21 protein-coding genes are annotated in these 22935 nt (G+C 68.9%); 15 read left to right on the top strand and 6 right to left on the bottom strand.

What is annotated here, in order from left to right:
* Positions 1 to 721: AAA family ATPase (locus ACXRVZ_RS24775; protein WP_458232946.1), on the top strand; the 721-nt coding region annotated here is incomplete at its 5' end.
* A 460-nt stretch (positions 722 to 1181) separates the two neighbouring features.
* On the opposite strand, the gene ACXRVZ_RS24770 is transcribed toward ACXRVZ_RS24775, so the two are convergent.
* On the bottom strand, positions 1182 to 1886 hold the full coding sequence (locus tag ACXRVZ_RS24770) for a FadR/GntR family transcriptional regulator (RefSeq protein ID WP_457426282.1): 705 nt from the start codon (positions 1884 to 1886) through the stop codon (positions 1182 to 1184).
* Between the two features lie 101 nt (positions 1887 to 1987).
* On the opposite strand from ACXRVZ_RS24770, the gene ACXRVZ_RS24765 reads away from it, so the two are divergent.
* The 7 genes from ACXRVZ_RS24765 to ACXRVZ_RS24735 all read left to right on the top strand — a co-directional run bounded on the left by ACXRVZ_RS24765 (position 1988) and on the right by ACXRVZ_RS24735 (position 9278).
* On the top strand, positions 1988 to 2776 hold the full coding sequence (locus ACXRVZ_RS24765; RefSeq protein ID WP_457426280.1) for an SDR family oxidoreductase: 789 nt from the start codon (positions 1988 to 1990) through the stop codon (positions 2774 to 2776).
* Positions 2776 to 4308, top strand: a complete 1533-nt coding sequence (locus ACXRVZ_RS24760; protein WP_457426278.1) for a sugar ABC transporter ATP-binding protein — start codon at positions 2776 to 2778, stop codon at positions 4306 to 4308. The genes ACXRVZ_RS24765 and ACXRVZ_RS24760 overlap by 1 nt, the downstream gene beginning before the upstream one ends.
* Positions 4305 to 5276: an ABC transporter permease gene (locus tag ACXRVZ_RS24755; protein WP_457426276.1), complete on the top strand. Its 972-nt coding sequence runs from the start codon at positions 4305 to 4307 to the stop codon at positions 5274 to 5276. The genes ACXRVZ_RS24760 and ACXRVZ_RS24755 overlap by 4 nt, the downstream gene beginning before the upstream one ends.
* 16 nt (positions 5277 to 5292) lie before the next feature.
* Entirely contained in the window at positions 5293 to 6225 is a 933-nt protein-coding gene (locus ACXRVZ_RS24750; RefSeq protein WP_457426274.1) for a substrate-binding domain-containing protein, read from the top strand.
* Between the two features lie 37 nt (positions 6226 to 6262).
* Complete coding sequence (locus tag ACXRVZ_RS24745) at positions 6263 to 7117, top strand: ureidoglycolate lyase (protein ID WP_458232945.1); 855 nt, start codon at positions 6263 to 6265, stop codon at positions 7115 to 7117.
* Positions 7114 to 8394: an L-fuconate dehydratase gene (locus ACXRVZ_RS24740; RefSeq protein ID WP_458232944.1), complete on the top strand. Its 1281-nt coding sequence runs from the start codon at positions 7114 to 7116 to the stop codon at positions 8392 to 8394. The genes ACXRVZ_RS24745 and ACXRVZ_RS24740 overlap by 4 nt, the downstream gene beginning before the upstream one ends.
* Positions 8395 to 8531: 137 nt before the next feature.
* Positions 8532 to 9278 (top strand): L-fucose dehydrogenase, encoded by a 747-nt coding sequence (locus ACXRVZ_RS24735; RefSeq protein WP_457426724.1) that lies wholly within the window; start codon positions 8532 to 8534, stop codon positions 9276 to 9278.
* A 91-nt stretch (positions 9279 to 9369) separates the two neighbouring features.
* Here the strand turns inward: ACXRVZ_RS24735 and ACXRVZ_RS24730 are convergent, their stop codons facing one another.
* Entirely contained in the window at positions 9370 to 10116 is a 747-nt protein-coding gene (locus ACXRVZ_RS24730; RefSeq protein WP_457426722.1) for a hypothetical protein, read from the bottom strand.
* 220 nt (positions 10117 to 10336) lie between these two features.
* Here ACXRVZ_RS24730 and ACXRVZ_RS24725 point away from each other — a divergent pair, with 220 nt between their 5' ends.
* Positions 10337 to 11140 (top strand): plasmid replication/partition related protein, encoded by an 804-nt coding sequence (locus tag ACXRVZ_RS24725; RefSeq protein WP_457426720.1) that lies wholly within the window; start codon positions 10337 to 10339, stop codon positions 11138 to 11140.
* 1 nt (position 11141) lies between these two features.
* Here ACXRVZ_RS24725 and ACXRVZ_RS24720 read toward each other — a convergent pair whose 3' ends face one another.
* Positions 11142 to 11558, bottom strand: a complete 417-nt coding sequence (locus ACXRVZ_RS24720; protein WP_457426718.1) for a PIN domain-containing protein — start codon at positions 11556 to 11558, stop codon at positions 11142 to 11144.
* The gene (locus ACXRVZ_RS24715; protein WP_457426716.1) at positions 11555 to 11809 is read right to left on the bottom strand and encodes a FitA-like ribbon-helix-helix domain-containing protein; all 255 of its coding nucleotides are present in this window, start codon (positions 11807 to 11809) and stop codon (positions 11555 to 11557) included. The genes ACXRVZ_RS24720 and ACXRVZ_RS24715 overlap by 4 nt, the downstream gene beginning before the upstream one ends.
* 103 nt (positions 11810 to 11912) lie before the next feature.
* Here ACXRVZ_RS24715 and ACXRVZ_RS24710 point away from each other — a divergent pair, with 103 nt between their 5' ends.
* From ACXRVZ_RS24710 to mltB, 6 genes are read left to right on the top strand one after another with little or no spacing between them, the layout of a single operon-like run.
* Positions 11913 to 12896, top strand: coding sequence for a DUF58 domain-containing protein (locus tag ACXRVZ_RS24710; RefSeq protein ID WP_457426714.1), 984 nt, complete (start codon positions 11913 to 11915; stop codon positions 12894 to 12896).
* Positions 12893 to 14914 (top strand): transglutaminase family protein, encoded by a 2022-nt coding sequence (locus ACXRVZ_RS24705; RefSeq protein ID WP_457426712.1) that lies wholly within the window; start codon positions 12893 to 12895, stop codon positions 14912 to 14914. The genes ACXRVZ_RS24710 and ACXRVZ_RS24705 overlap by 4 nt, the downstream gene beginning before the upstream one ends.
* A 43-nt stretch (positions 14915 to 14957) precedes the next feature.
* Positions 14958 to 15977, top strand: a complete 1020-nt coding sequence (locus tag ACXRVZ_RS24700; RefSeq protein WP_458232943.1) for a hypothetical protein — start codon at positions 14958 to 14960, stop codon at positions 15975 to 15977.
* An 18-nt stretch (positions 15978 to 15995) separates the two neighbouring features.
* Complete coding sequence (locus tag ACXRVZ_RS24695) at positions 15996 to 17087, top strand: ankyrin repeat domain-containing protein (protein ID WP_457426708.1); 1092 nt, start codon at positions 15996 to 15998, stop codon at positions 17085 to 17087.
* 2 nt (positions 17088 to 17089) lie between these two features.
* Complete coding sequence (locus ACXRVZ_RS24690) at positions 17090 to 18160, top strand: hypothetical protein (protein ID WP_457426706.1); 1071 nt, start codon at positions 17090 to 17092, stop codon at positions 18158 to 18160.
* Positions 18161 to 18200: 40 nt separating this feature from the next.
* Positions 18201 to 19292, top strand: coding sequence for a lytic murein transglycosylase B (gene mltB, locus ACXRVZ_RS24685; protein WP_457426704.1), 1092 nt, complete (start codon positions 18201 to 18203; stop codon positions 19290 to 19292).
* A gap of 13 nt (positions 19293 to 19305) precedes the next feature.
* Here mltB and ACXRVZ_RS24680 read toward each other — a convergent pair whose 3' ends face one another.
* Entirely contained in the window at positions 19306 to 20373 is a 1068-nt protein-coding gene (locus ACXRVZ_RS24680; protein ID WP_457426702.1) for a cyanophycinase, read from the bottom strand.
* 46 nt (positions 20374 to 20419) lie between these two features.
* Positions 20420 to 22792 (bottom strand): DNA internalization-related competence protein ComEC/Rec2, encoded by a 2373-nt coding sequence (locus ACXRVZ_RS24675; RefSeq protein WP_458232942.1) that lies wholly within the window; start codon positions 22790 to 22792, stop codon positions 20420 to 20422.
* Between the last annotated feature and the right edge of the window lie 143 nt (positions 22793 to 22935).

Genomic DNA, 22935 nt, shown 5'->3' with positions numbered 1-22935 from the left:
GTTCACGGCCGACCTGCTGCCCAGCGACCTGCTGGGCGTGAGCGTCTACGAGCGCGAGAAGAACGGCTTTGCCTTCCACCCCGGCCCGGTGTTCGCCCAGGTGCTGCTGGCCGACGAGATCAACCGCGCCGGCCCCAAGACGCAGAGCGCGCTGCTGGAGGCGATGGAGGAGCACCAGGTCAGCATCGAGGGCATCAGCCACCCGCTGCCCGAGCCCTTCTTCGTCATCGCCACGCAGAACCCCAGCGAGCAGCTCGGCACCTTCCCGCTGCCGGAGTCGCAGCTGGACCGCTTCTTGATGTGCATCTCGCTGGGCTACCCCGACGCCGCCGCCGAGCGTGAGCTGCTGACCGGCCAGGACAGCCGCGAGCAGCTGCGCGTGCTGAAGCCCGTCATGACGACGCCCGATCTGATCGCGGCCCAGGCCGCCGTGAAAGCCATCCACGCGGCGCCGCCGCTGCTGGACTATCTGCAGGCGCTGATCGCCGCGACGCGCTCCGGCCAGTGGTTCGTCGAAGGCCTGTCGCCGCGTGCTGGGCTGGCCGTGCTGCGAGCATCAAGGGCGCGGGCCCTGCTGCAGGGGCGGGACTATGTGTCGCCCGACGACATCCAGGCCATCCTGCCGCAGACCATTGCGCACCGGTTGCAGCCGAGGGCGGGTGCGGGACGGGGAGCTAGGGAGCAGGTGCGGGCGATGATTGAGGCGATCGCGCTTCCATGACCGACACACTGACGKCTGATCCTCTCCAAACTGCATTTGAGCGCTTCCTGACGGACGGAGACGACGCAGGTCTCTTGGCTGCGGTGAGTGAATTCGGAGGGCGTGCGCCGTCTGAGGATCTCGACTGTCCGATAGCGCACCGCATCTGCGACGTAAGACTTGGCCAGGCCGACTTTCGTGTCGTGCGCGTCGCGGACCTAGGCGACCGAACGACGAGGCTGTATATCTACCCGACCGTTTCAGCGTCGACTCAGCCGGGCGTCCCATTCGCGCTGCAAGGCGCAGCACTCTGGCGATGGATAGAAGACGAATTGCAGTCACCAACCGACGAGCGCGTCGATTTGAGTCGCTACGACGCCTCACTGCGTGGATAGGCCACCACCAGAGAGGAATCCGTTGAGTCTGGATGCTGTGCTGTTATGGCAGACGTGTCGCGGGCACCAGCGCGCCCATCACCTCACTACCCCTTCAACCGATTCCCCGCCCACCGATCCTGTGCATTGAGCAAATGCGTGCGCATCGCCGCCTGCGCCGCCAGCGGATCGTGGGCCTCGAGTGCATGCAGGATGCGCTCGTGCTCGGCCAGTGCGTCTTCCCAGTTCGAATGCGTGTCGGCCAGCGCGCTGAGCTGCAGTGACATCGGGCTGTAGCGGCCGTTGAAGAGCTCGGCCACCATCCGCTCCAGCACCGAGTTGCCCACCATCGCCGCGATGGCAAGGTGGAAGCGCCGGTCGGCGTCCAGTGCCGATTTGCCGGCGGCGAAGGCGTCACGCATCTCACCGACCGCCTCACGCACCGCCGCCAGCCCCGCCGGCGTCGCACGCGCGCAGGCCTGCGGCATCAGGCCGCCTTCCAGCACCACGCGGGCCTGCATCAGCTCCAGCGGGCTCTCGCCCAGGCCTGCGGTCACCTCGGGGTCGGGGTCGCCGCTGCCACGCACATAGATGCCTGCGCCCATGCGGACTTCCACGCAGCCGGAAATCTCCAGTGCGATCAGCGCCTCTCGCACCGAGGGCCGCGACACGCCAAGCTGGATGGCCAGCTCGCGCTCCGGCGGCAGGCGGCTGCCCACGCTGTAGCGGCCCTGGCGGATCTGCTCGCGCAGTTGGTCGGCAATCTGGTGGTAGAGGCGCCGGCTGTCGGAGCCTTTGAGCTGTTCGATCATGCCGGGAGTGTCGCCGGGACGGTAAGGCCAATTATTCAAATTTCACCCAATCGGGTTTGTACGGTAAGGCCAATTTAGGCGTCGGACCTAGACTGGAGGGCGTGACAACGCTTACATCATCCGCGCCGCCCGCCCTCGCCGGCAAGACCGTCCTCATCACCGCCGCCGCCCAGGGCATTGGCCGCGCCAGCGCGCTGGCCTGCCTGGCCGCCGGCGCCGAGGTCATTGCCACCGACATCCAGACCGAAGGCCTGGAGACGCTGATGGCCGAGGTCGGCCCCGGTGCCCGCCTGCGCACGGCGCGGCTGGACGTGCGCGACACGGCTGCCGTCAACGCACTGGCGGCCGAGCTGCCACCGCTGCACGGCCTGTTCAACTGCGCCGGCTTCGTTCATAGCGGCACGGTGCTGGACTGCGACGAGGCTGCCTGGGACTTCAGCATGGACCTCAACGTGAAGAGCATGCTGCGCATGCTGCGCGCCTTCCTTCCCGGCATGCTGGCCGAGGCCGAGCGCACGGGCGCGGGTGCCGCGGTGCTGAACATGGCGTCCATGGCGTCGTCGATCAAGGGCTTCCCGAACCGCTTTGCCTACTGCACGACCAAGGCGGCCGTCATCGGCCTGACCAAGTCGGTCGCGGCCGATTTCGTCAAGCAAGGCCTGCGCTGCAATGCGCTGTGCCCCGGCACGGTGGACACGCCGTCGCTGCGCGGTCGCATCGCCGCAGCGGCAGACCCGGTGCAGGCGGAGAAAGACTTCATCGCGCGCCAGCCCATGGGCCGGCTGGCGACCGTGGACGACATTGCGCCGCTGGTGGTCTTCCTGCTCAGCGATGCGTCGCGCTTCATCACCGGCCAGGCAGTCAGCGTCGACGGCGGCGTCACGATCTGATGCCGGTTGAAGCGCACCCGCGCAGCCAGAGCGCGCTGCTCCAGGCCTGCGGCCTGTCCAAGTCCTTCGCCGGCGTGACCGTGCTGCAAGGCATCTCCTTCGACGTGAAGCCCGGCGAAGTGCATGCGCTGATGGGCGAGAACGGAGCGGGCAAGTCCACGCTGATGAAGATCCTGGCCGGCGTGCACACGGCAGATGACGGCGAGGTGCTGCTGGACGGCAAGGCGGTACGCCCAAGCAGCCCACGCGAGGCGCAGGACCTCGGCATCGCCCTCATCCACCAGGAGCTGCAGCTGATGCCCGACCTCAGCGCGGCGGCCAATGTCTTCATTGGCCGCGAACCGCGTCGCGCGGGCTGGCTGCTGGACCACGCCCGCCAGCTCACCGACACGCGCGCCCTCTTCGAGCGCCTGGGCTTGAACCTCGACCCGCGCCGCACGGTCGGGGCCTTAAGCGTCGCCCAGCAGCAGATGGTGGAGATCGCCAAGGCGCTGTCGCTGAACGCCCGCGTCCTCATCATGGACGAGCCCACGGCGGCGCTGAACCCGGCCGAGGTGGAGGAGCTGTTCCGCGTCGTGCGGCAGTTGCGCGCCGACGGCGTGGGCATCGTCTACATCTCGCACAAGATGGACGAGCTGCAGCGCATTGCCGACCGCGTCACCGTGCTGCGCGACGGCCGGCACATCGCCACGCTGAGCATGCAGGGCGCGGACATGGGCGAACTCATCCATCTGATGGTGGGCCGCGAGCTGCAGCAGACCGCACACGCCGCGCCCGACCTGAGCGCCGCGCCGGTCGTGCTGGAGGCAAAACGCCTGAGCCGTGGCCGCGCGGTGCGCGACGCCTCCTTCACGCTGCGCCGTGGCGAGATCCTGGGCCTGGCCGGCCTGATGGGCGCCGGGCGCACGGAGCTGGCCCGCCTCGTTTTCGGCGCCGACCGCCGCGACGGCGGCGAGGTGTTCGTCAACGGCAAGCCCGTCGACATCCGCAGCCCGGCAGACGCGGTGGACGCCGGCATTGCCTACCTGTCCGAAGATCGCAAGGGCCTGGGCCTGGCGACCGGGCTGGATGTGGAAGCCAACCTGCTGCTGCCCAGCCTGGCCCGCTTCACCGGCCCGTTAGGCCAGATCGACCGCCGCGCCGGCCAGACGGCCGCGCAGGACTTCGTGCAGCGCCTGGGCATCAAGACGCCGTCGCTCGGCCAGACCGTGGCTCGCCTGTCCGGCGGCAACCAGCAGAAGATCGCGCTGGCCAAATGGCTGCTACGCGACTGCGAGATCCTCATCGTCGACGAGCCCACGCGCGGCATCGACGTGGGCGCCAAGGCCGAGATCCACCGCCTGCTGCGCGAGCTGGCCGCGGCCGGCAAGAGCCTCATCGTCATTTCCTCCGAGCTGCCCGAACTGCTGGGCCTGGCCCACCGCATCCTCGTCATGTGCGAGGGCCGCATCAGCGGTGAACTGAGCGCTGCCGAGGCCACGCAGGAAGCGCTGATGGCGCTGGCCACGCGCCGCGAGACCGAACCCGCATGACCACACTCCCCTTCTCTCCCGCCGCACTGCAAAGGCTGCTCGCCTTCGCCGGCCTTGTCGCGCTGATGCTGGTGTTCAGCCTCACGTCCGACAACTTCCTGCAGACCGACAACCTCGTCAGCATCCTGCAGGCCACGGCCGTCAATGGCGTGCTGGCCATCGCCTGCACGCTGGTCATCGTCAGCGGCGGCATCGACCTGTCGGTGGGCTGCCTTATGACCTTCTGCGCCGTCGTCACCGGCGTCGTGCTGACGAACTGGGGCATGCCCTTGCCGCTGGGCGTCCTTGCCGCCATTGCTTGCGGCGCTGCGTGCGGTGGCCTGTCGGGCTGGCTGGTGGCGCAGTTGCGCGTGCCGCCCTTCATCGCCACGCTGGGCATGATGATGCTGCTCAAGGGCCTGGCCCTCGTCATCTCGGGCAGCAAGCCCATCTACTTCCTGGACACACCGGGCTTCGAATCAATAGCGCAGGACTCGCTGCTCGGCAACATGCTGCCCGCGCTGCCGATTCCCAACTCTGTGCTCATCCTCTTCGCGGTTGCCATCGGCGCGAGCTGGCTGCTGGGCCAGACACTATTCGGCCGCTATGCCTTTGCGCTGGGCAGCAACGAGGAAGCGGCGCGGCTGTCGGGCCTGCAAGTGAAGCGCTGGAAGGTGGCCGTCTACGCGGTGGGCGGCGCCATCTGCGGCATCGCCGGCCTGCTGATCGCCTCGCGGCTGAACTCGGCGCAGCCGGCGCTGGGCCAGGGCTACGAGCTGGACGCCATCGCCGCCGTCGTCATCGGCGGCACGTCGCTGGTCGGCGGCCGTGGGTCTGTCCTGGGCACGCTGATCGGCGCTTTCATCATGAGCGTGCTGGCCAACGGCCTGCGCATCCTCAACGTGCCCCAGGAATGGCAGACCGCGCTGACCGGCATCATCATCGTGCTGGCGGTGTACCTCGACATCTTGCGTCGCGGCAAAGACTAAATAACGGAGACATCGCATGCATCGCCGCCTTCTCTTGCTCGCCGCTCTGCTGGCCGCCAACGCGGCCCAGGCGCAGACCCCCACGATCTACATCCCCCTCATCTCCAAAGGCTTCCAGCACCAGTTCTGGCAGGCCGTGAAGGCCGGCGCCGAGCAGGCGGGCAAGGACTACAAGGTCCGCGTCACCTTTGAAGGCCCCGAGAGCGAGGCCATGGTGGACAAGCAGATTGACATGCTGGCCGCCGCGCTGGCCAAGAAGCCCCAGGCCATCGCCATCGCCGCGCTGGACAGCAAGGCCACCATCCCGCTGCTGCGCAAGGCGCAGGCGGCCAAGATCCCCGTCATCGCCTTCGACTCGGGCGTGGACAGCGACATTCCGCTGACCACCGCGTCGACCGACAACCGAGCCGCCGCCGCACTCGCAGCCGACAAGCTCGCCGCGCTGATCGGCGACGAGGGCGAGGTGGCCGTCGTGGGCCATGACCAGACCAGCCGCACCGGCATCGAGCGCGTCGAGGGCTTCGTCAACCGGCTGAAGGCGGCGCATCCCAAGGTGCGCGTCGTCACCGTGCAATACGGCGGCGGCGACCATCTCAAGTCCACCGAGGTCGCCAAGTCCATCCTGCAGGGCAACCCCAAGCTGAAGGCGCTGTTCGGCACCAACGAGGGCTCGGCCATCGGCGTCGTCAACGCCGTGCGCGAGATGAAGCGAAGCACCATCGTCGTGGTCGGCTTCGACTCCGGCAAGCAGCAGAAGGACGCGATCGCCAGCGGCGCGATGGCCGGCGCCATCACGCAGAACCCCGTCGGCATCGGCTACCGCACGGTGGAAGCCGCCGTGAAGGCCCTCAAGGGCGAGACCCTGCCCAAGGCCATCGATACCGGCTACTACTGGTACGACAAGACCAATCTGCGCGACCCCAAGATCGCGGCTGTCTTGTACGACTGATCCCAATAAACCAATCTCCGACCAGAGAACCAAAACCATGAAACTCCTCCGCTACGGCCCCCCGGGCCAGGAACGCCCCGGCCTGCTCGACAACGACGGCCGCGTGCGCGACCTCTCCGCCCTCGTCGACGACATCGCCGGTGACGTCATCACGCCCGCCGGCCTTGAGCGCCTGCGCGGCATCGACATCAACACGCTGCCACTCGTCGAAGGCACGCCCCAGCAAGACCTGCGCGTCGGCCCCTGCGTCGGCCGCGTCGGCAAGTTCATCTGCATCGGCCTGAACTACGCCGACCACGCCGCCGAGTCCGGCCTGCCGGTGCCCACCGAGCCCGTCGTCTTCGCCAAGTGGACGAGCGCCATCTGCGGCCCCGACGACAACGTGAAGATCCCGCGCGGCTCGGTCAAGACCGACTGGGAGGTGGAGCTGGGCGTCGTCATCGGCCAGGGCGGCAGCTACATCGAGGAAGCCGACGCGATGAAACACGTGGCCGGCTACTGCGTCGTCAACGACGTGTCCGAGCGCGAATGGCAGCTCGAGCGCGGTACGCAGTGGGACAAGGGCAAGGGCTGCGACACCTTCGGCCCCATCGGCCCCTGGCTGGTCACAGCCGACGAGGTGCCGAATCCGCAGGAGCTGAACCTCTGGCTGGAGATCGACGGCAAGCGCTTCCAGAACGGCAACACACGCACGATGGTGTTCAACGTGGCGCAGATCGTCAGCTACCTGAGCAAGTTCATGAGCCTGCAACCCGGTGACGTCATCTCCACCGGCACGCCGCCCGGCGTGGGCCTGGGCCAGAAGCCGCCGCTCTACCTGAAGCCAGGCCAGACGATGCAGCTGGGCATCCAGGGCCTGGGCGTGCAGACGCAGAAGACCGTCGCAGCATGACCACGCGCATCACCGGCCTGCGCACGGTGGATGTGCGCTTCCCCACGTCCCAGCACCTCGACGGCTCGGACGCGATGAACCCCGACCCGGACTACTCGGCCGCCTACGTCATCCTGGAGACCGACCAGCCCGGGCTGGAAGGCCACGGCCTGACCTTCACCATCGGTCGCGGCAACGACATCTGCTGCGCCGCCATCGAGGCGATGCGCCACCTTGTCGTCGGCCTGGAGCTGAGCTGGATCGCCGCCGACATGGGCCGCTTCTGGCGCCATGTCACGTCGGACAGCCAACTGCGCTGGATAGGCCCCGACAAGGGCGCCATTCACCTGGCCACCGGCGCCGTCGTCAACGCCGTCTGGGACCTGTGGGCCAAGGCCGAAGGCAAGCCGGTATGGCGACTGGTGGCCGAGATGAGCCCGGCCGAGTTGGTGCGCTGCATCGACTTCCGCTACATCACCGACTGCATCACGCCCGACGAGGCGCTGGCGCTGCTGACCCGCGCCGCCGACGGCAAGGCCGAGCGCCTGGCCACGCTGGAGCGCGAGGGCTACCCCTGCTACACGACCTCGGCCGGCTGGCTGGGCTACCCGGACGACAAGCTGCGCCGCCTCTGCCAGGAAGCCGTGGACGCCGGCTTCAACCACGTCAAGCTCAAGGTCGGCCGTGACCGTGAGGACGACATCCGCCGCCTGCGCATCGCCCGCGAGGTGCTGGGGCCGGACCGCAAACTGATGATCGACGCCAACCAGGTCTGGGACGTGCCCGTCGCCATTGACTGGCTCAAGGACCTGGCCTTCGCCAAGCCCTGGTTCATCGAGGARCCGACCAGCCCCGACGACGTCGAAGGTCACCGCGCTATTCGGCAGGCCATCCTGCCCATGCAGGTCGCCACCGGCGAGATGTGCCAGAACCGCATCSTSTTCAAGCAGYTSATSATGCGCGGCGCSATCGACGTGGTGCAGATCGACRSCTGCCGSCTSGGTGGYGTCAACGAGRTSCTGGCCGTCATGCTGATGGCCGCCAAGCTGGGCCTGCCCGTCTGCCCGCATGCTGGCGGCGTGGGCTTGTGCGAGTATGTGCAGCACCTGTCCATGATCGATTACCTCTGCATCGCCGGCACCCGCGACGGCCGCGTCATCGAGTACGTGGACCATCTGCACGAGCACTTCGTCGACCCCTGCGTCATGCGCGGCGCGGCCTACATGCCGCCCGAGGCGCCGGGCTTCTCGATCACGATGAAGCCTGAGTCGCTGGAGCAATACCGGTTCAGGGGATGAAATGAAAATCAGCCCCCTAGGGCGGGTCATGACCCGCCGTTTGGTTGCGGAATCGAGGCGCGCGTGTCGGGTTTTCGCCATCGAACGGCGGGTCGCGACCCGCCCTACAGGCTGTGTTCCGTCTTTGGGCAACTGACATGGACCTCGGACTTAGCGGCAAAGTCTTCATCGTCACCGGCGGCGGTGCCGGCATCGGCCTGGCGATCTGCGCGGCGCTGGCCCGTGAAGGCGCGATCCCCATCAGCCTCGGTCGCGGCGACGCTGCCGAACACGCGGCCCGCCACTTCGCGCTGGAGCTGGAAGACGAAGCCGCCGTCCGCGCGGCTGTGGACGAAACGCTGGCCGACTTCGGCGCCATCCATGGCCTCGTCAACAACGCCGGCATCAACGACGGCGTCGGCCTGGACGCGGGCCCTGCGGCCTTCCGCGCCTCGCTGGAACGCAACCTCGTGCACGCTTACCTGCTGGCCCATCTGTGCACGCCGCATCTGCGCGCCACGCGCGGCAGCATCGTCAACATCTCGTCAAAGACGGCTGTCACCGGCCAGGGCGGCACCAGCGGCTATACCGCCTCAAAAGGCGCGTTGCTGTCGCTGACCCGCGAATGGGCGGCGGCCCTGCGCAATGACGGCATCCGCGTCAACGCCGTCATCCCGGCAGAGGTCATGACGCCGCTGTATCAGCAGTGGCTCAACGGCTTCCCCGATCCTGCGGCAGAGCTCGCCGACATCGCCCGCCGCATCCCGCTCGGGCAGCGGCTGACGACGGCGGAGGAGATCGCCGACACGGTGGCCTTCCTGCTCTCAGAGCGGGCGGGGCACACGACGGGGCAATGGGCGTTTGTGGATGGGGGCTACACGCATCTGGATCGGGCGTTGGGCTGAAGCGGCTGGTCGACCAGCAGTTCCCGCCACCCGAAGCGGAAGTTGGTCCAGGCTCAGCACGCTTCCAGGAAGCCGCCGTCCAACGTTTGAGTTAGGGAGCAAGCGCTGAAACGCCCTTGGTGAAAGAAATTTCAATGAAGTCATGCGTGTACGGCGAGTACGGGAGGCGCCCACCCGCCTTTCTAAAGACCACAAACCCAACGTCTTTCTGGATGCCCCTCGTAGCTCCGTATACATCGATCACGCCGGCCGGCAAATCTGCGCTGTAGACGGCTGCATTACCCAACTCCCTCCAGTACACATGTGCAGGGTTGAAGTTGCGCCAAAAGAAGACGCGGTTGTCAATGAACCCCAGAAAGACCTCGCCAGCCTCCAATCGATATTTTTCACTCGCTACTCTTTGGACGTCCGGGATAGTTGTGAGCTGTCCATCTGAAATGCGGTACCCAACTGACACGCGAGGCAAGTATTCCCAATGCCTTGGCTCGGCACTCCATTTCCCGACGCTACTGGCGAAGGCGCTGTCTGCATCAAGCGGGAATAGTTGACTCGGGACATCCATGCGGTCCTTTTGAAAGTGGTATTGATGATCGATGAGGATCTCGATGCTGCGCGTCATCATTCCTCCCCTGAGTCCGACGCCAACCGTTGCTGGCTCATCTCGGTAGATGACGACGGCCTCCGTTCCTCGGGTAGCCACTTTCAACCCAGGGTCCCCAGAACCTAAACCGCGCTGCTCCACAGCCGCGGTTGATGCAACAGGGATGCTGCCGAGAACGATCGCGATGCCGTACGCGGCGAGTGCTCTGGGCAGCTTCGTATTCCTTGAGATAAGCATGACGTGGCCTTTTGCGCCCTACTTGTTATGGACGGATCGCTAACGATTTATGCCCAACATTTGAGCACGCGATCAGAACGCCCACGAGGTTGTCGAAGCGGGCGAAAGCAGATGGCGACCTCTGGCGGGTTCCGGCCGGAAGCTGTCGGTCGACCAAGCGACAGCTTCCCGCCGCTCTCTAGAATTCGCCCCCTTTCCCGCTTCCCCGCACCCGGTCTCCATGCACATCGTCGTCAACGAAGAACTCAAGGCCTACATCGACCCGTTGACGCCGGAGGAGCACGAAGCGCTGGAGCGCAGCATCCTGACCGAGGGCTGCCGCGATGCGCTGGTGCTGTGGGGCGATGTGCTGGTTGATGGTCACAACCGCCACGGCATCTGCAGCAAGCACGGCCTGCCCTTCCAGACGGTGCAGAACACGCGCTTCAAGTCCATGGAAGACGTCCACCTGTGGATGATCGACCAGCACCTGGGCCGGCGCAGCATCTCGGACTTCCAGCGCGGCGTGCTGGCGCTGCGCAAGCGCGAGATCGTGGCCGAGCGGCGCGCACGCAGTGCGGCCGTGGCGGCCGCGTTGCCGGTGGCCGAGGCCCCCCCGCAGGCGCCTGACGCGACGGCGCTTGAAACGCGCGAGGCGCTGGCCAAGGCCGCGCGGCTGAGCAGCAGCCAAGTGGTGCTGATCGAGAAGATCCAGAAACAGGGCGCACCCGAGCTGGTGGCAGCGGTGAAGGCCGGCACGGTGTCGATCAATGCGGCCGCGGCCGTGGCCACCTTGCCCGCCGAGGAACAGGCCGCCGCAGCGGCCGCCGGGGCCGACGAGCTCAAGCAGGCCGCCAAGCGGGTGCGCGAGTCCAGGCGCAGGCCGCCTGCGGCCGAGCCGGTGGCCAATGCAGCCAATGCAGCCGATGCAGCCGAGCCGCAGCATTTGGTGGAGTCGCTGCGCCTGCGCGTGGCAGCGCTCGAAGCCGAGAACTCGGCTTTGCGGCTGGAGCTAGCGGCGCTCACGCAGGCTCGTCAGCCCTGAGCTACACCGCCCAGGGGCTGACGACACCGACGCCGGCAGCGATGAAGGGCGCCGTGTCGCGTGAAGCCACGATGAATCGGCGCGAAGCGGCAATCGCAGCGATGTAGCCATCCGGTGTCGGGAAACCGCGCCCGCCCGCCCTTGCCTTGATGGCCAGTTCGGCATATTGCCGGGCAGCGTCGACGTCGAACGGCAGTACCCGATCACCGAACAACGCCAACATGCCGTCCACCGCCTCTTTCAGCACGTTCCTGCGCCTGCCTGCTGGCAGTGCTGCGACACCGAACAACAGCTCGGCCACAGTCACGGTCGACAGGTAGAGCGTTTCGGCCGCCTGTCTGTCCAGCCAGGCGAGCACCGCCGGCTGTGGCGCGGGCTTCATTGCCTCGGACACGACGTTGGTGTCGAGGACGATCATTCAAGGCTCATCGGTTCGGCCGGCTCCTTGTCCCGCGCCCGCTCCAAGGCCTCGACGTCCTTGTTGGTCAGGCCGGCCTTGCGGCCAAGCGCTGCAAGGGCTTCACCCATGCGCAAGCGCGATTCGGGCTTGACGGCGCTTTCCAGGATGTCGCGCACCTCGGCCTCGGTACTGCGCCCGTGTTGGGCCGCCCGCGCCTTGAGTGCAAGGTGCACGTCGTCGGGCAAGTTGCGAACCGTGAGCATGGCCATGGCGTCATCCAATCAACATCAGTGCATGCATTTTACTGAATGTGCATGCATTTCTCCAAGAGTCCACACGAAGGGGGCAAATCGCTCGCTTATCCTGCGGCGCATGGCAGTTTTCAACGCCCTGCGCGCTCGCTGGCAGTACTGGTGGCAGGCCCGCCAGGCGCCGGCCGACACGCATAGCACCACCCAGCGCAACGTCTACATCGTGCCCACGCTGGCGGGCCTGGCCTTCTGCGGCACGCTGGGCGTGCTGCTGCTCGCGTCCATCAACGAGCAGCTGAGCCTGGGCTATGCCCTCACCTTTGCGCTGACTGGTGCCGGGCTGGCGTCCATGCACACCACGCACGCCAACCTGCGCGGCCTGCAGATGGACCTGAAGGCGCCCGAGGGCGTGCATGCCGGCGACGAGTTCACGCTGGAACTGCGCCTGCACAACCCGGGCAGCGCGCGCTTCGGCATCGCCGTCAGCGCCCAGCTCGACAGCGGCCCAAGCGAGCCCGCCTGGGTGGACGTGCCGGCCCTCGGCCACGCCGTGCTCAGGCTGCGCTTGCCGGCCTTGAAGCGCGGCCTGCGCGAGCTGCCGCGCCTCGTTGTCACAACCCGCTTCCCGCTCGGCTTCTTCCGCGCCTGGAGCTACTGGCGGCCGGCGAGCAAGGTCTGGGTCTACCCGCAGGCCGAGGCGGCGCTGGCGCCCTTCCCTACCCAAGCTGAGGCCGGCGCGGGCGAGGCGGCGTCCACGCACCAGTCGGCCGCAGGCACCGATTTTTCCGGTGTGCGCAGCTACCGACGTGGCGACTCGATGAAGCAGATCCTGTGGCGCAAGTCCGCCCTGGCGCTGGACCAGGGCCTGCCGCTTTGGGTGCGGGAGACCGAGGCACCGCTGGCGAAAGACCTCTGGCTGGATTGGCGCGACACGCAAGGCCGCGACGTTGAGGCGCGCCTGTCCCGCCTGACCGCCTGGGTGCTGGCCGCCGAGCGCCAAAGCCAGCCCTACGGCCTGCGCCTGGCGGGCCGCGAGCTAGCGCCGTCGCTGGGTGCGTCACATCGCCAGACCTGCCTGGAGTGGCTGGCGGAGTTTCAAGCATGAACGGGATTCAAGCCTGGTGGGAGCGCCTGCCGCGCGACACCCGCGACAGCCTCTTCCTGCTCGGCGTCATCACCGCCGTCATGTCGCCGCATGCCAGCCACCTGCCGCTGTGGGCCACGGCACTGACCGGCCTGGTGCTGCTGTGGCGCGGCCAGATCGCCTGGCGCCAGCGGCCGCTGCCCAGCCGCTGGTGGTTGCTGGGCATCGCCGTCATCTATGCCGCGCTGACCTGGCTGACCTTCCGCACCCTCGTCGGCCGCGAGGCCGGCATCACGCTGCTGACCGTGCTGATGGCGCTCAAGACGATGGAGCTGCGCGCCCGCCGCGACGCCTTCGTCGTGTTCTTCCTCGGCTTCTTCCTGGTGCTGACGCAGTTCCTGTACTCGCAGTCGCTGCTGACGGCGATCGGGGCGCTGTTCTCGCTGTGGGGGCTGCTGGCGGCGGTCGTGCTGGCGCAGATGCCCACGGGCGTGCCCAGCATCGCCATCGCCGCGCGGCGTGCGGCCGGCACCACGGCGCTGGGCCTGCCGGTCATGGTGCTGCTGTTCGTGCTGTTCCCGCGCATCGCGCCGCTGTGGGGCGTGCCGACCGAGAGCATCGGCAAGACGGGGCTGTCCAACCAGATGGAATTCGGCGCGATGAGCGAGATTGCCAACGACGACAGCGTCGCCATGCGGTTGAAGTTCGACGGCGCCGCACCGCCGCCCGACCAGCGCTACTTCCGCGGCCCGGTGCTGACCCGCTTTGATGGCAAGACCTGGCGCGCGCCCAACGCCAGCACCCACCAGAGCTGGCTGCGCGGCCGCGACGAGTTGCGCACCAACGGCCCCGCGCTGAGCTACGAGGTCACGGTGGAGCCGCTGCGCATCCCCGTGCTGCCTCTGCTGGAAATGGGCCCCGGCGGCCCGGGTACCGAGCTGGCGCTGCCCGACCTGACCCTCACGCGCGGCCCCGAGCTGCAATGGGTCGCACCTCGGCCCATCACCGAGCGGCTGCGGCTCACCGCCACCGCCCACCTCAGCTGGGGCGCGGGGCTGGGCCTGAACCGCCTGCAGCAGGCCAGGAATGTCGAACTGCCTGCGGGCGGCAATCCGCGCAGCGTCGCCTGGGCGCGCGAGCTGGCCGCGCAGCCGCGCTTTGCCAGCCTGGCGCCTGGCCTGCGTGCCGAGGCGCTGGCCGGCGCGCTGCTGGAGCATGTGCGCAGCAACGACTACACCTACACGCTGGCGCCCGGCCGCTACGGCGAGGAATCGCCCCACGTCATCGACGAGTTCTGGCTGGACCGGCGCCTGGGCTTCTGCGAGCACTTCGCCTCCGCCTTCGTCGTGCTGATGCGCGCCGCGGGCGTGCCGGCGCGCATCGTCACCGGCTTCCAGGGCTGGGACGCCGAGCCGCAGGACGGCTACCTCATCGTGCGCAACGCCAACGCCCATGCCTGGGCCGAGTACTGGGTCGACGGCAAGGGCTGGCTGCGCAGCGACCCGACCGCCGCCGTCGCGCCCAACCGCGTCATTCGGGGCTTGGCGCTGCAGCCGCAGCCCGGTGTGCTGGGCCAGCTCAACCCGACGCTGTGGCGGGCCATGCGCGGCGGTTGGGAAGCCATCAACAACCGCTGGCAGCAGGTGGTGCTGAACTACTCGCGGCAGAACCAGTTCGACCTGCTGAAGAAGATGGGCTTCGAACGCCCCGACTGGACCGGCCTGGGCCAGGCGCTGGCCGGCGTCATCCTCGCCTTCACCGTCGCCGCGATGGCCTGGATACGCTGGAGCAGCCGGCCGCACGATGCGTGGAGCCGCCAGCGGGCGCGCATTGCCGCTCAGCTCACGCGAGCAGGCGTCACGCTGCCGCCGCACGAAAGCCCGGCCGCGTGGGCGCGGGCGTTGCGCAAGCAGCACGGGCAGAAGGCCGAGCCCGCCGCGCAGTGGCTGGAGAAGCTGGAGCGGTCGCGCTACGCGGCCGCTGCACCGGCGCCGGCGTGGGGTGAATTCCACCGCGCCACAAGGCAGTTGCAAGGCTGAGCTAGTAGACACTCCGGCACCGCCGCACCGCAGTCCTGCCGCCGTGAAACCTGCCGCTCTGTTCCTGCTGACGCTCACCCTCTCATGCGCCCGCGCCGAGACCGCCCCGACGCCCAACGAGCTCATCGACAAGCTGGGCGTGCAGGTGCGACGGTCGCTGAACCTGCCCAAGGCGGCCGCTCGCGCGCCGGAGGACGCCGAGCGCGCCGTGGCGGGTGAGATCGCCGCGCTGATCCATGCCGCGCCCGGACACGAATCGCTGACCGCAGCCGACAGCCAGGGCCGCACACCGCTGATGCAGGCAGCCAGCGGTAGCTACCTGCTGGTGGTCAAGGCGCTGCTCACGGACGCCAGCGTGCGACGGCAGATCAACCAGCCCGACGCTGCCGGCGAGACCGCCTGGATGAAGGCGCAGTTCGCGCCCGGCATGACGCTGGTCGCCTGCCAGCCCGGCACATTGACGCTGGATCGCTACCCGCTGCTCGCGCCCTATTTGCTGCGCATGGAAATGCTGATGTCCTCCGGCCGCTCCACCGTCGCCGCCATCACGCAGGCCCTGGACGACGCCGGCGCCGAGAGAGATGCCGACGCAACCCGACGGGCATGGCTGGCGCGCTGCCCCAACTCCGCACCGGAGCTGCGCGCTGCGCTCGCGCACGGCGATCTGCAGAACACCCTCATCAACGACGCGCTCGACCGGCAGGTTCGCTTCAACAAGACCTACGCGGCGGGCCTGGCGAGCATCCCACAGCGGCCGTCGTCACAGATGAAATTCGTCACCACGCCCAGCCGGCCGGTCGGCATCACGTCGCTGCGCTGCCCCAGCATGCCCAGGCCCACGCTGGCCGGCGCGTTGAACTGGACCGGCAACCTGCGCCTGCGCGTCGTGGCCGCGACGCGCGCCGGCATCGTGGAGGCCGCCGACATCACGGTGCTTTCGGACGACGCACCCCAGCCCTTCGTCGTCGATCACTTCCGCGGCGCGCTCATCCGTWCGCTGTCGGGCTACCAGTGCGAAGGCGATCACGTCTTCGAGCAGGAGTTCCAGTTCAAGGTCGAATGACACCCGTCCAACCTGCCCATGCCCATCCGCCTTCCGCTCCCCATCGCCCGTTCCTGGCGCGCCGCCGCGCTGCTGGCCAGCCTCTTCCTCACGCTGCAATCCACCCAGGCCGAGCCACAGCGCACGCCGCGTCAGATCATCGACAAGCTGGACGTGGAGGTCCGCCAGATCCTGGCCGACGCCAARGCGGGCAGGACGCCCGATGACGCCGAGCGCGCCGCGGCCGAGCAGATCACTGCACTGGTGCGCAGCGCCGAAGGCCATCTGTCGCTGACCCAACCCGACAGCGAGGGACGCACGCCGCTGATGTTGGCTGCCAGCGCCGGCTATGCGCAGATCGTCGAGGCGCTGCTGGCCGACCCCGGCGTGAAGCTGGCGGTCAACACCCCCAACGAGGCTGGCGAGACGCCCTGGATGGTGGCCAGCTTCGCACCCACGCTGACCTTGGTGGCATGCCAGCCGGGCATGCTCACGGGCGAACGCTACGTGCTGCTGCCGCCCTATCTGGCCCGCATGGGCTACCTGCTGAAGACCCGCGGCGCGGCCCTTGGCGCCATCGTGCGCGCGCTGGAAGCGGCCGGTGCCGAACTCCAGCCCGAGGCCGCCAGGCGCGCCTGGCTGGCCCGCTGCCCCAACACCTCGGCTGAACTGCGCGAGGCGCTGACGCGGGACGGCGACCTGTTGCAGACCCTGGTCGCCCACGCCATCGCGCGGCAGCGCGAATTCAACAAGGCAGCGACGCAGTCCGTCGACAGCATCCCGGCCAGCCCGCCCAAGGGCATGAGGTTCCTCACCGCGAGCCCGGACGACCGCGCCCCGCGCCTGCGCCTCCCGGCGCTGCTGCAGATCCACGACCTGCCGTGCGTGAAGAGGCCCCTGCCGCAACTCAAGGGCCGCATCACATGGGAGGGCCAAGTGCTGCTGAAGGTGATCGCGAGCACGCGGGCGGGCGTCGTCGAAACGGTCGACATCGACGTGCTGAAGTTCACTGGCCGACGTGAGGACGAGGTGACGCCGTACTTCCGCGCCCGCATCCTGGAGGCGCTGGCCGGCTACGAATGCGAAGGCGAGCACGTCTTCGAGCAGGAATTCCAGTTCAAGATCGATTGAGCATGACGACTTTGCCCCTCTTTCGATGCGCTGCCGTGGCACTGGCGCTGGCGGCCACCCTGGCGCCGGTGCGTGCCGACACGGCGCGCACGCCGCGCGATCTGATTGACCGGCTGGGCGTGGACATCCGCCAGATCCTCGAAGACGCCAAGTCGACGCGCACGCCGGAAGATGCCGAGCGCGACGTCGCCGAGCAGATCACGGCATTGATCCGCGCTGACGAGAACCATCTGTCGCTTACGCTCGCCGCTCAAGGACCGCGTGGCGGCACGCCGCTGATGGTGGCGGCGAGCATGGGCTACGTGCAGGTCGTGCGGGCGCTGCTGACGTCGCCCGGTGTGAAGCTGACGGTGGACGTCGCCGACGCCAGCGGCGAAACCGCCTGGATGAAGGCGAGCTTTGCGCCGGCCATCACGCTGGCGGCGTGCCAGCCCGGCGCCCTGACCCGCGAACGCTTTGCGCTGATGCCGCCGTATCTGCTGCGCATGGCCCATCTGATGAAGACGCAGGCGGCGGCCTATGTCGAGACGCTCGCAGCGCTGGAGGCTGCAGGGGCCGCGCACCGCACAGACCAAGCACGCCTCGCCTGGCTCACGCGCTGCCCCAACGCGACGGCCGAACTGCGGCAATCGCTGACCGGCGCTGAACTGCTGCCGACGCTGGTCAACGCCGCCGTCGCGCAGCAGATCGCGTTCGGCAAGGCCTCGCGAGAGGCGCTGTCATCCCTCCCCGTGCGGCCGCCGAAGGACATGCGCTTTATCGGCATGCGCACGGCCGAACGGGCCACCCTGCCGTCACCGCTGCAACGGCTACACGAGACCCTGTGCCTGCACATGGTCAAGCCCGAGGTGCCGCGTGTCATCTACTGGCGTGGCGAACTCTTGTTCAAGGCCACTGTCTCCACGCGCGCCGGCGTCGTGGAAACGGCCGACATCGACGTGCTGGAGTCGTCCGGCGACAGGAAGAACGAGGCGGCCGACTTCTTCCGCCTAAAGATCCTGCAGGCGTTGGCGGGCTACCAGTGCGTGGGCGACTTCGTCTTCGAACAGGAGTTCCGCGTCAAGGTGGACTGAAGGCGACATTCACGCGGCCCGTGCCCCGTATGCTGTGCGCGTGAAAGTCTTCAGCCCCCTGCCCTGGCTGGCCGCCGCCCTGATATTGGCCGCACCGCTCGCCGCCCACTCTGCGAAAGCCCGCCACGCCAAAACCTCGGCGCCCAGGGTCCAGCCCCCGCAACCCCTTGGCCCACGCGCCGAACTGCTCGCTTTCGCCGACGAGCTGGCGGCGTCGCAAAACTGGGACGCCGCCGCGCTTCGCGAGCAGCTGAGCCTGGCCCTGGACCTGCCGCGCGTGAAGCAGTTCATCCTGCCCGCCGCCGCAGGCACAGCCAAGAACTGGACGGCCTACCGGGACCGCTTCATCGAGCCCAAACGCATTGACGCCGGCCTGGCCTTCTGGGCCGAGCACGAGGCTGCGCTGGCCCGCGCCGAAAGCCAGTACGGCGTGCCGGCCGAGGTCATCGTCGGCATCGTCGGCGTGGAGACCTTCTACGGCCGCATCACCGGCGGCTTCAAGGTGCTGGACGCGCTGGCCACGCTGGCCTTCGACTTCCCCACCGAGCACCCGCGCGCCGCCGACCGCCAGGCCTTCTTCCGCGCCGAACTGGCCGAGTTCCTCAAGCTCTGCCGCGAGAACGGCCTGGACGCCGCCGACGTGCGCGGCAGCTATGCCGGCGCCCTGGGCTGGCCGCAGTTCATGCCCGGCAGCTGGCGCAAGCACGCGGTGGACTTCGACGGCGATGGCCGCATCGACCTGATCGCCAGCCCGGTGGACGCCATCGGCAGCGTGGCCCACTACCTGTCCGAATACGGCTGGAAGGCCGGCGAGACCACGCACTACAGCGTGCGCCTGCCGGCCGACCCCGTCACGCGGCGCCGCTTGCTGGCGCCCGACATCAAGCCCAGCTTCACGGCGGCCGAGCTGGTGGAGGGCGGCGCCGAGCCGTCCGAGGCCGCGCGCGAGCACGTCGGCGCGCTGGCCGTCATCGAGCTGCAGAACGGGCCCAAGAAGCCGACCACCGTGCTGCTGGGCACGCAGAACTTCTGGGTCGTCACGCGCTACAACTGGTCGGCCTATTACGCGCTGGCCGTCATCGAACTGGGGCAGGCCGTGAAGCGCGCCCGGGCGCCCCGCCCGGCTCAGTGAAATTCAGTGAATTTCAGTATGGGCTGGGCATCAACGCGCCCGCCTCCACCGAGATGAAGTAGGGCGACTCGGTGGGCCAGGTGGCGAGGTTGTAGCGGCCACCCGCCACGCGCTTTTCCACCTGCAGGTTGCGGAAGGTCAGCGGCTTCTTGGCCTGCACCGTCGTCGGCGCCACCGTGGGCTTGAGGAAATAGGCGCGGCCGGTGCGGCCACCCTGGCCGTCATCGTTGCCCATGACGGTGGCGATGTCGCCATCGACCACAACGGCCGTCTGCTCGTCCACGCCGATGCCGCGCAGCGACTGCCAGCCGGCCCAGCCATCGGCCGTCAAGCGCGCCAGGAAGCTGACCAGCCGGCCCATGCGGTCGCGGGTGACGAGATGGGCGTCGGTGATGACGCCGGCCATGCCGGGCAGCGCGTTCAGGAAGCTGCGGTCCAGCGTCACGTTGCGGTCATAGGGGTTGGCCAGCGCCTCGGCCGAAGAGATCGACTGGTTGGCGCCCGAATAGTCGAACTGGCCCAGCACGGCCAGGCCGGCACTGGTGCCGCCGAACGGCACGCGGCGCGCGACGGCCGCCTTCATCGCCGTCTCCAGCGAAGTGCCGGCCCATAGCGCGACGTAGGTGGATTGGTCGCCGCCGGCAAGGAAGATCACATCGGCGCGGTTGACGAGGTCCAGCACCGCAGGCGAGCTGGCACCGGCCCGCGTCTTCAACACGATGGACTCGACCGAGTCCACGCCATCCATCGCCATCAGATAGGGGTTGTAGCCGTCGGTGCCGGAGGTGCGCAGGATGACCACGTCCACCCCACCGGCTGCACCGCCACGGGCCTTGGCGATCATGGCGCGGAAGGCGTCATCCACGTCGATGCCGCCACCCATCAGCACCAGCAGGTTGGTCGCAGGCTGCGGCGGCAGCGCGTCGGCCACGTTGCCGCTGCGATAGACCTCGTAGTCCTTGGTGGCCGCGGTCGCCTTGGCGCCACTGCCGGCGTTGCCGCCGCCGGCCAGCGCGGTCAGGCTGACGCACAGCAGCCCCAACGAGACGAGGCGATGAATCCAGACTTGCGGGCGCTTCATGCGATCTCTCTAGGGTTGGGGCAGCGCCAGTTTGGCAGGGCGGGCTTCAGAAGGCCAGCTCCACCTCGGCCGGTGTCGCCTCCTGGGCCGGCGGCCCTTCCAGCCCGGTGGCCAGGGGCGTGCGGTCCTGCCAGTAGCGGTGCCGGCGCTCGCGCTCGCATTGGCCCAAGGCGGTGGCGCCATCGCTCTGCCAGCGCCACGCGCCGCAGGATGGGCTGGCCTCCACCGCGATGCCCGCTGCCTGGTAGCGCGCCAGCACCGGCGGCGCCGGGTGGCCGAAGCGGCTGCGGTAGCCGGCCTGCACCAGGCCCACCGTGGGCCGCACGGCCGCCAGCAGCTCGGCGCTGGACGAGGTCTTGCTGCCGTGGTGGGGCACCAGCAGCACATCGGATTGCAGATCCGGTTGACGCAGCACGAGTCCCTTTTCCTGCCCGGCCTCCAGGTCCCCCGCCAGCAGCGCACGCCGGCCTGAGGCCGACGTGATGCGCAGCACGCAGGACAGGTCGTTGGACTTGAGCCCAGCCTCGTAGTGCRACGCCAGCGGGTGCAGCACGTCAAAGCGCACGCCGTCCCAGGTCCAGCTCTGGCCGGCCTCGCAGCGCACCTCGGCCGGCCCAGTCCGCAGCAGCGCATGGCCGGGCTCCAGTGAACTGCGCAGTTCGCTGACCGGCAGGGCCTGCAGCAGGCTGGCCGCGCCGCCGACATGGTCGATGTCGCGGTGGCTGAGCATCAGCATGTCCAGCCGCCTCACCCCCAGCGAACGCAGCAGCGGCAGCAGCACGCGTTCGCCGGCATCGGCGCCGGGCGCGTAGACGGGGCCGGTGTCGAACAGCAGCACATGGCCACGGGTACGCACCAGCACGGCATTGCCCTGGCCGATGTCGGGCGCCAGCAGCTCGAACTCACCGGCCGGCGGCTGCGGCACGGCCGGCCACAGCAGCGGCAGCGTCATCGCCAGGCCGGCCAGCCGCAGCCGCCAGGGCAGGCGCATGACGATCAGCGCCGCCCCCAGCAGCGCGAGGGCCTGCGCCCACCACGGCGCGGCCGGCAGCCAGAAGACGGCACCCGGCAACAGCATCAGCAGCTTGAGCCCGCTCACCAACCACTGCGTCAGCCAGGCGGCCAGCGTCCACAGCGGCGCGGCCACGCCGCCCAACAGCGCCAACGGCGTGATCAGAAAGCTGATGACCGGGATGGCCACCAGATTGGCCAGCAGTCCGACGATGGACAGCTGCGCAAAGCAGATCAGGCTCAGCGGCGCGAGGCCCACCGTCGCGATGGCCTGGGTGCGAAAGGCCGCCTTGAGCCGCGCCCGCCAGCCTTGCGCCTGCTCACCGCCCGCAGCCATCAGCAGGCCCACGGCGCCGAAGGAGAGCCAGAAGCCCGGCTGCATCACCGCCCAGGGGTCCACCGCCGTGACGACGACGCTGGCTGCCAGCAGCACCAGCGGCCAGGGCCAGCGCAGGCTCAAGGCTTGCAGCCCCGCCACGGCCGCCAGCATCACCACCGTGCGCTGCGCCGGCACGCCCAAGCCCGAAAACAGCGCATAGCCCAGGGCCGCCAGCACACCGGCCCAGCGCGCGGCCATGGGCGCGGGCAGGCGCAGGCAGAGCCAGCCGCTGCGCCGCCACAACGCGCCTGCGAGGCTGGCGGCCAGCCACGCAAACATCGTCACATGCAGGCCGCTGATGCTGAAAGCATGGGCCACGCCGGTGTCGCGCAGCAGCGCCCAGTCGGCGTGGGCAATGGCGTTCTGGTCGCCCAGGCTCAGCGCTGCCAGCACGCCAGCCATGCCCGGGTCGGCCACGCGCTCGTGGATGGCCGCGCRCAGGCGCTGCCGGGCGGCGTCGATCTCCCACCAGGGCGCGGCCTGCAGCCGCTCGGCCGAGCGCACCACGCCGCTGGCACGCAGGCCCTGCTCGAACAGCCACAGTTCGGCGTCGAAACCGCCCGGGTTGGCCAGACCATGGGCGCGCTTGAGCCGTGCCGTGAAGCGCCAGCGCTCGCCGGCCGTGATGGGCGGGCCGTCGTAGCTGAGCAGCATCAGCCGCCGAGGCACCTCGGGCGGCAGCGCCGTGCCGGTGGGGCCGACGGATTCGACGGCGAATTCGAAGCGCCAGCCGGGCACGCCACCCTGGCCGGTCACAGCGATGGGCAGCGAGTCGACACGGCCCGTCATTGAGAGATCACGCCCTTCCCAGGCCGGGTGCAGCTCGGGCGTCAGTCGCCACTCGGCGCGCAGTGCAGCCTGCGCGAAGGCGAGCACGGCGACGCAGCCCGCGAGTGCCAGCCAGTGCTTGCGGCGCAGCGCGAAAAACAGCGCCAAGGCGGAGGCCAAGGCGGCGTGCTCGACCCCGTCCGGCAGCCGCTCGCAGCGATGCAGCAGCGCCAGGCCGGCCAGCCAGGCAAGGCTTGTCACCACCAGCTCCCGAGCGCCCCATCGCCGCTGCGTCAATGCCCCTCCCACGCCTCTTTAGGGCCTGTTTGCCCGACGGGAGTCGGTGCGAGAGGGGCTGCGCGGGCGCAGGGCTAGGCGACGCGCTGAAGCCCGGGCTGGTTGCC

The sequence above is a fragment of the Roseateles sp. P5_E8 genome, from assembly GCF_054177665.1.
Note: the sequence above shows the minus strand (reverse complement) of the source record. Positions and strands in the feature narration are given on the sequence as shown.

What these genes read in the sequence shown, in the direction of transcription:
- ACXRVZ_RS24745 (WP_458232945.1), top strand. Translation starts at nt 6,263, where the DNA reads ATGAAACTCCTCCGCTACGGCCCCCCGGGCCAGGAACGCCCCGGCCTG.
- ACXRVZ_RS24705 (WP_457426712.1), top strand. Translation starts at nt 12,893, where the DNA reads ATGAACGGGATTCAAGCCTGGTGGGAGCGCCTGCCGCGCGACACCCGC.
- ACXRVZ_RS24760 (WP_457426278.1), top strand. Translation starts at nt 2,776, where the DNA reads ATGCCGGTTGAAGCGCACCCGCGCAGCCAGAGCGCGCTGCTCCAGGCC.
- ACXRVZ_RS24755 (WP_457426276.1), top strand. Translation starts at nt 4,305, where the DNA reads ATGACCACACTCCCCTTCTCTCCCGCCGCACTGCAAAGGCTGCTCGCC.
- ACXRVZ_RS24725 (WP_457426720.1), top strand. Translation starts at nt 10,337, where the DNA reads ATGCACATCGTCGTCAACGAAGAACTCAAGGCCTACATCGACCCGTTG.
- ACXRVZ_RS24710 (WP_457426714.1), top strand. Translation starts at nt 11,913, where the DNA reads ATGGCAGTTTTCAACGCCCTGCGCGCTCGCTGGCAGTACTGGTGGCAG.
- ACXRVZ_RS24680 (WP_457426702.1), bottom strand. Translation starts at nt 20,373, where the DNA reads ATGAAGCGCCCGCAAGTCTGGATTCATCGCCTCGTCTCGTTGGGGCTG.
- ACXRVZ_RS24720 (WP_457426718.1), bottom strand. Translation starts at nt 11,558, where the DNA reads ATGATCGTCCTCGACACCAACGTCGTGTCCGAGGCAATGAAGCCCGCG.
- ACXRVZ_RS24735 (WP_457426724.1), top strand. Translation starts at nt 8,532, where the DNA reads ATGGACCTCGGACTTAGCGGCAAAGTCTTCATCGTCACCGGCGGCGGT.
- ACXRVZ_RS24715 (WP_457426716.1), bottom strand. Translation starts at nt 11,809, where the DNA reads ATGGCCATGCTCACGGTTCGCAACTTGCCCGACGACGTGCACCTTGCA.
- ACXRVZ_RS24750 (WP_457426274.1), top strand. Translation starts at nt 5,293, where the DNA reads ATGCATCGCCGCCTTCTCTTGCTCGCCGCTCTGCTGGCCGCCAACGCG.
- ACXRVZ_RS24770 (WP_457426282.1), bottom strand. Translation starts at nt 1,886, where the DNA reads ATGATCGAACAGCTCAAAGGCTCCGACAGCCGGCGCCTCTACCACCAG.
- ACXRVZ_RS24730 (WP_457426722.1), bottom strand. Translation starts at nt 10,116, where the DNA reads ATGCTTATCTCAAGGAATACGAAGCTGCCCAGAGCACTCGCCGCGTAC.
- ACXRVZ_RS24690 (WP_457426706.1), top strand. Translation starts at nt 17,090, where the DNA reads ATGACGACTTTGCCCCTCTTTCGATGCGCTGCCGTGGCACTGGCGCTG.